Source organism: Brenneria salicis ATCC 15712 = DSM 30166, assembly GCF_003315515.1.
In the GTDB taxonomy this organism is placed as follows: Bacteria; Pseudomonadota; Gammaproteobacteria; order Enterobacterales; family Enterobacteriaceae; genus Brenneria; species Brenneria salicis.
Genome location: NZ_QNRY01000014.1, coordinates 78812 through 85486, shown reverse-complemented (window position 1 = coordinate 85486; position 6675 = coordinate 78812). Strand labels below are relative to the sequence as shown.

Below are 6675 nucleotides of genomic sequence, written 5' to 3'. Positions count from 1 at the left end.
TGAATGCTATGATCGGCATAACTCAGTCCGGTTGGTGATTTGTTTTGATTTGGCGATTGATCAGATCGCTCAAACCGGATTGAGTTCCCTTCAGTAATCTACTATTAGGCGCAGTTATTTAGCGTTGCGCTCTGGTCGAAATACGTCACCCGTGTCCCCTTCAGGTATAATATTCGGCACTCCCCTTCTGAAACCCTATTTTTTCGTCAAGGGGAAGCACAATATACGCAGGCAAACGATTAATAATATACTTACGACTATAGCAGCTAAGTTCAGGAGTCATTTTTAGATGGCAACGATCAAAGATGTGGCAAAACGTGCTGGCGTTTCGACCACAACCGTATCGCACGTGATAAATAAAACACGTTTCGTCGCCGAAGAGACCAGGGCCGCCGTGAGAGCAGCGATTAAAGAACTGCATTATTCACCCAGCGCCGTCGCCCGTAGTCTGAAAGTCAATCACACTAAGTCTATCGGGCTGCTGGCAACTTCAAGTGAAGCGCCCTACTTTGCCGAGATTATCGAAGCGGTTGAAAATAGCTGCTACGCCAAAGGTTATACGCTGATTTTGTGCAACTCGCACAACAACCTCGATAAACAACGCGCCTATCTTTCCATGCTGGCGCAAAAACGCGTGGACGGCTTATTGGTCATGTGTGCGGAGTATCCGCCTGAATTACTCGCCATGCTGAAAGAGTATCGCGGCATTCCGATGGTAGTCATGGATTGGGGCCAGGCGCACAGCGATTTTACCGATACTATTATCGACAATGCCTTTGAGGGTGGTTATATGGCGGGCCGCTATCTGATCGAGCGCGGTCATCGGGATATCGGCGCGATCCCAGGGATTCAGGAACGCAACACCGGGAGCGGTCGTTATCTGGGCTTTTTGAAAGCATTGCGCGAAGCGGACATCGCCGTGCGCGAGGCGTGGATGGTTCAGGGCGATTTCGAACCGGAATCCGGTTATAAGGCAATGCACCAGATTCTGTCGCAAAAACACCGCCCCACCGCGGTTTTCTGCGGCGGCGATATCATGGCGATGGGCGCCATCTGTGCCGCTGATGAATTGGGACTGCGCGTGCCGCAGGATATTTCGGTCATCGGCTACGATAATGTGCGTCATTCCCGCTTTTTCACCCCGGCGCTGACCACTATCCACCAGCCCAAAGAACGGCTGGGGCAATCCGCGTTCGCGATGTTGCTGGATCGTATCACCAGCAAACGCGAAGATGCGCAAGTTATCGAAGTCCACCCGACGCTAATTGAACGTCGTTCTGTGGCCGATGGTCCGTTTCGCGATTATCGTCGTTACGCCTGATAACAGACGATTTACTTATATCGCGCCGACAGCCTGATGTTTCCTGATGCCGCTTCAGCCAATTTATGCTTGTCCCTCGGCTGAAGCAGTCATACACTGATCACCGTAGTCTTCAACATAAATTGAATATTTTTATTTTTCTTCACTATCCTTAACTTTTACGTGCCAACGGATAGCGCGGGTTTACCTTAAGGACGAGTGCCCCTACGTATCTGCGTACCGGCTTTGTTTCTTCATTTTTCTCTGACCGCTCAGAGCCTAGACGATGGGAATATCCCACCACTACTCTATGGGTAAAAATTGTCTATGTTTTCCTTGTGACACGTTATCGACGGCAAGGTAGGGAGTAAGGTATGAGTTCATCGTATGTAGAGGAGCTGGATAGCCATAATGGGTCCTGGTTCCATATTGTGCATGAAATGCTGAGTATGGCCGATATCAAAATCAATGGTTCACGTCCGTTTGATATCACCGTAAAAAACCCGGATTTCTATAAACGCGTCTTGCGCGAAGGCTCGCTAGGGCTGGGTGAAAGTTATATGGATGGCTGGTGGGAATGCGAACGGCTGGATATGTTTTTTCACCGTGTGCTTCGCGCCAAACTGGATGAAAAGCTTCCCCGCCACCTGAAAGATATCTTACACATCGCCGCGTCCCGTCTGATAAATCTCCAATCGAAAAGGCGTGCATGGATTGTGGGTAAAGAGCACTACGATTTGGGTAATGATCTGTTTTCAATGATGCTCGATCCCTGTATGCAGTATTCGTGCGCTTACTGGAAAAAAGCGCAAACACTGGAGCAGGCGCAGGAAGATAAACTGGAGTTGATCTGCGAAAAACTGCAACTCAGACCCGGCATGACATTGCTGGATATCGGCTGTGGCTGGGGCGGTCTGGCGGAGTTTGCCGCACGTCGTTATGGCGTATCCGTCTGCGGTGTGACGATTTCCCGCGAGCAGCAAAAATTAGCGCAGCAGCGATGCAAAGATCTGGATGTCACCATTCTATTGCAGGATTATCGCGACCTGAACCACGAATTTGATCGAGTTGTGTCGGTCGGTATGTTTGAACATGTCGGTCCACGTAACTACGACACCTACTTCCGGGTCGTCAGCCGCAATCTTAAGCCTGACGGCCTGTTTCTACTGCACACCATCGGCGCGAATAAAACCGATTTGCAGGTCGATCCCTGGACCAATAAATATATCTTCCCCAATGGTTGCGTACCTTCCGTGCGTCATATCGCACAGGCCAGTGAGCCGTATATGATTATGGAAGACTGGCACAACTTCGGCACCGATTATGACCGCACATTAATGGCATGGCATGAACGCTTCCAGCAAAGCTGGCCGCAGCTTTCTGACCGCTATTCCGCGCGTTTCCGTCGTATGTTCAGCTACTACCTGACTGCCTGCGCCGGTGCTTTCCGGGCGCGTAATATCCAGCTTTGGCAGGTGCTTTTCAGTCATAACGGCTTTGAAGGCGGATTGCGCGTGCCGCGCTAATTCAATGCGCTGATAGCCGCCGGGAAGCACTCCCGCACGGCTTGTTTCGTCTTAGTCTTCGCTGACGGCTTCTTTTATCTGTTGGCTGGCTAACACGCGCTCTACGGTATCCACCACTGCCTGTGTTTGCGGGTCGATTTCAATGTTCACGCGGTGTCCCAGACGTTTCTGCCCAAGCGTGGTGCGGTTGAGCGTTTCCGGGATCAAATGCACACAGAAACGGCTGCGGGTGACTTCACCAATCGTCAGGCTGATCCCGTCAATACCGATAAAACCTTTGTGCAGCACATACTTCATCAGCGACTTATCAGCCAGACGGAACCAGATCTGGTGATTGTTTTCCGATACCAGAATTTTCACCACTTCCGCTGTACAGATGATATGACCGGACATCACATGTCCGCCGATTTCATCGCCCATTTTCGCCGCGCGTTCAACATTAACGAAGTCGCCCGCCTTCACGTCGCCGAGATTAGTCAATCGCAATGTTTCTTTCATTAAATCAAAACTGACGCAATCGCCCTCAACCGACGTCACCGTCAGGCAGCAACCGTTGTGCGCCACTGATGCCCCTGGCGTCAGCCCCGGCAGCAGTTCGGGAGGAAGTTTGATCACATGCGTACGAAAATTGGATTTCTCGACAATAGACACCACCGGCGCGATGCCTTGAACAATACCGGTAAACATACGGTTTGCCTCATGAAAAAGGATATAAATAAAATGCTGAATGAAGATGAAGAATAGTCATGCCTGTCAAGCAGTGTGCACGATTTTCCGATGAAAACCAAACCTCGTTGTTAATAATCCCCAGACACCGTGCCAGTCGTTAAACATTTGTGAATTTATGTCGCTGTAAGCTGGTTTACTTCTGACAAGTCGCTACAATAACGCTCTTGTCCCGTCGGCGACATTTATCATATTTATCTGCGTTTAATTATTCCGTTATTTTGTTAGTCAACTCAAGGAAGGTGTTCGTGCGGAACTATCTGTCGGAGGCGCGCACATTATTAGCCCTCGCAATCCCGGTCATTATTGCGCAAGTCTCCCAGACTTCCATGGGGGTGGTTGATACCATTATGGCGGGCTCCTACGGCGCGACGGATATGGCTGCCGTTGCCGTTGGAACCTCCATCTGGTTGCCCGCCATTCTTTTCGGTCATGGATTATTGCTGGCATTAACGCCGGTGGTGGCGCAGTTGAATGGGGCAGGCCGTCGCGAGCGCATCGCCCATCAGGTTCAACAATCTTTTTTTCTGGCGCTGCTGATTTCATTGCTTATCATGACGGCGCTGTATCAGGGCGAATATGTCATCAACCTGATGAGTAACGGTTCGCCGGAACTGGCGGAAAAAGCCATCCGCTACCTGCATGCGCTGTTGTGGGGCGTGCCCGGCTATCTGTTCTATCAGGTATTGCGCTGCCAGTGCGAAGGATTATCGAAAACCCAACCAGGTATGATCATTGGCTTTATCGGACTAGTCATTAATATTCCCATCAACTACGTCTTTATCTACGGTAAATTCGGCATGCCGGCATTGGGCGGCGTTGGCTGTGGGGTGGCGACGGCGGCGGTCTATTGGATCATGATGCTGCTGATGATGGCCTATATCAGAAAAGCCGCTTGGTTGCGCGACATCAAATTGCAAAAATCGCGCTTCCGACCAGACTGGAAAACGCTGAAGCGTCTGTTCTCGCTCGGTTTGCCTATTGCGCTGGCGTTGCTCTTTGAAGTCTCGATCTTTGCCGTGGTCGCGCTGCTGGTTCTTCCTCTGGGGGTGGTGGATGTGGCGGGTCACCAGATAGCCCTGAACTTTAGTTCATTGATGTTCGTGCTGCCGTTGTCGATTGGCGTTGCCACCACGATCCGTGTCGGCCACCGATTGGGCGAAGGCTCCACCAGGCTTGCCCATGTCGCGGCCTATACCGGGCTGGCGACGGGGGTGGTTATGGCTTCCTGCACGGCGATATTCACCACGCTGCTGCGCGAACCTATCGCCCTGCTCTACAATCAGGATCCCGACGTGGTTGCTATGGCGTCGTACCTGATGTTGCTGGCGGCCATCTACCAAATCTCCGATGCCGTACAGGTGATCGGCAGCGGCGTTTTGCGCGGATACAAAGATACCCGCTCAATCTTTTATATTACCTTTACCGCCTATTGGGTTCTGGGGCTACCGAGCGGTTATGTGCTGGCGTTAACCGATCATATCGTTCCCCGTATTGGACCGGCAGGTTTCTGGTGTGGATTCATTATCGGGTTAACCGCCGCCGCAATCATGATGGTGACGCGCATTCGCTGGATTCAACGCCAACCGCCAGCCGACATTCTGGCGCGCGCGGCGCACTAGCGGTTTGTCGCGGTATTCTGTTAGCGAGCGATGGGCGAAATCACGCACCTTTACATCTCGCCTGCGGCAGATCGGCGCTTTAACAAGCGCCCCTGACGTCCTGCCACGCGCCCGTCCTGATAACTGACCACGCCATTGACCATCACCAGATCGATCCCCGGCGCTTGTCGGCAGGGGTCGCTATAGGTGGCGACATCCTGAATCCTGGTCATGTCGACCAGCGTTAGATCGGCGAATGCGCCTACGCGCACCACGCCACGGTCCTGAAGGCGGAAACGTGCAGCCGACAGCTCCGTCATCTTGCGCACGGCTTCGGCCAGATCGAACAGTTGCAGATCGCGGCAATAGTGAGCAAGCACTCTGGGGAACGTACCCCAAAGCCGCGGATGAGGATTAGGATCGTTGGGTAAACCGTCTGAACCCACCATTGATAGCGGATGCGCCAAAATCTTGCGCACATCGTCTTCGCTCATCATGTGGTAGATCGCCCCGGCCGGACGCAGGCGCTCGGTGGCCTGCCATTGGTCGATGCCCCACTGTTCGGCAATGTCTTTTAACGTCTGTCTGGCCATCTCAGGATGCGGCTCAGACCAGGTGATAAAGATATCCATCTTGCCATCGACGCGCCAGGCATCCAGGGTGGTGGAACTGGCCGCATAGGGGTAGCAATCGCAGTTGCACGGCTGCTCGCGGGCGGCTTTTTCCAGCGCGGCCAGGGCCTGCGGCGCACGTCCCCAATTGCCCGCGCCAGCGCACTTGAGATGAGAGATCACCAGATCCCCGCCAGCCCGACGCGCGGTACTGAACGACTCTTGCAGCGAATCAAGCAGCCCGTCGTGTTCGTTGCGCATGTGCGTGGTATACAGCGCGCCATGTGCGCCGACGATATCCACCAGACGTTGCATTTCAGTTGCTGGCGCTTGTCTGGCGTTGGTGTAAGCCAGCCCGGAACTGAGGCCGATGGCCCCGGCGTTGAGGGCCGCTTCCAGCGCGGCGCACATCTGTTGCAGTTCATGCTCCGTCGCCGGACGATCAAATTGCGCCATCACGTTGGCCCGCAGTGTGGTATGACCGATCAATGCCGCGACGTTGACGCTCGGACGAGCGTGCTCAACGGCGTCCGCATACGCGCCGAAGGCCGGATAAACAAACGCATCCTGCGCGCCCAACAGGTTCATCGGGTCCGGCGGCGCGCCGGTCAGGGTTACCGGCGAGGCGCTGATCCCGCAGTTGCCGACAATCACGGTAGTTACGCCCTGAGAAATCTTGGCCAGCATGTCAGGGGTACGAATAACGTTAATGTCGTCATGCGTATGCACGTCAATAAAGCCCGGCATCAGACAACGCCCGTCCCCCGCAATAATCCGCTGCGCTGTGCCATCGCCAAGATTGCCGATGGCGGCAATCCGGTCGCCGCGGATCGCGACGTCGGCGATATAAGGCTCGGCGCCGGTGCCATCGACCACGGTAACCTCGCGCAACAGTAAATCAAACGTCATAT

General features: G+C 53.6%; 5 protein-coding genes. 3 read left to right on the top strand and 2 right to left on the bottom strand.

Annotation, left to right across the window (positions count from 1 at the left end; translation table 11 throughout):
• The first annotated feature begins 289 nt into the window (after positions 1-289).
• Both purR and cfa read left to right on the top strand, forming a co-directional pair.
• Complete coding sequence (purR, locus tag DES54_RS08475) at positions 290-1321, top strand: HTH-type transcriptional repressor PurR (RefSeq protein ID WP_113866404.1); 1032 nt, start codon at positions 290-292, stop codon at positions 1319-1321.
• A gap of 353 nt (positions 1322-1674) precedes the next feature.
• Positions 1675-2826: a cyclopropane fatty acyl phospholipid synthase gene (gene cfa, locus DES54_RS08470; RefSeq protein WP_113866402.1), complete on the top strand. Its 1152-nt coding sequence runs from the start codon at positions 1675-1677 to the stop codon at positions 2824-2826.
• Between the two features lie 51 nt (positions 2827-2877).
• On the opposite strand, the gene DES54_RS08465 is transcribed toward cfa, so the two are convergent.
• Positions 2878-3513, bottom strand: coding sequence for a riboflavin synthase subunit alpha (locus DES54_RS08465; protein ID WP_113866400.1), 636 nt, complete (start codon positions 3511-3513; stop codon positions 2878-2880).
• Positions 3514-3800: 287 nt separating this feature from the next.
• Here DES54_RS08465 and DES54_RS08460 point away from each other — a divergent pair, with 287 nt between their 5' ends.
• Complete coding sequence (locus DES54_RS08460) at positions 3801-5174, top strand: MATE family efflux transporter (protein WP_113866398.1); 1374 nt, start codon at positions 3801-3803, stop codon at positions 5172-5174.
• A 50-nt stretch (positions 5175-5224) separates the two neighbouring features.
• On the opposite strand, the gene DES54_RS08455 is transcribed toward DES54_RS08460, so the two are convergent.
• Entirely contained in the window at positions 5225-6673 is a 1449-nt protein-coding gene (locus DES54_RS08455) for an N-acyl-D-amino-acid deacylase family protein (RefSeq protein WP_113866396.1), read from the bottom strand.
• Between the last annotated feature and the right edge of the window lie 2 nt (positions 6674-6675).

What these genes read in the sequence shown, in the direction of transcription:
- purR (WP_113866404.1), top strand. Translation starts at nt 290, where the DNA reads ATGGCAACGATCAAAGATGTGGCAAAACGTGCTGGCGTTTCGACCACA.
- cfa (WP_113866402.1), top strand. Translation starts at nt 1,675, where the DNA reads ATGAGTTCATCGTATGTAGAGGAGCTGGATAGCCATAATGGGTCCTGG.
- DES54_RS08465 (WP_113866400.1), bottom strand. Translation starts at nt 3,513, where the DNA reads ATGTTTACCGGTATTGTTCAAGGCATCGCGCCGGTGGTGTCTATTGTC.
- DES54_RS08455 (WP_113866396.1), bottom strand. Translation starts at nt 6,673, where the DNA reads ATGACGTTTGATTTACTGTTGCGCGAGGTTACCGTGGTCGATGGCACC.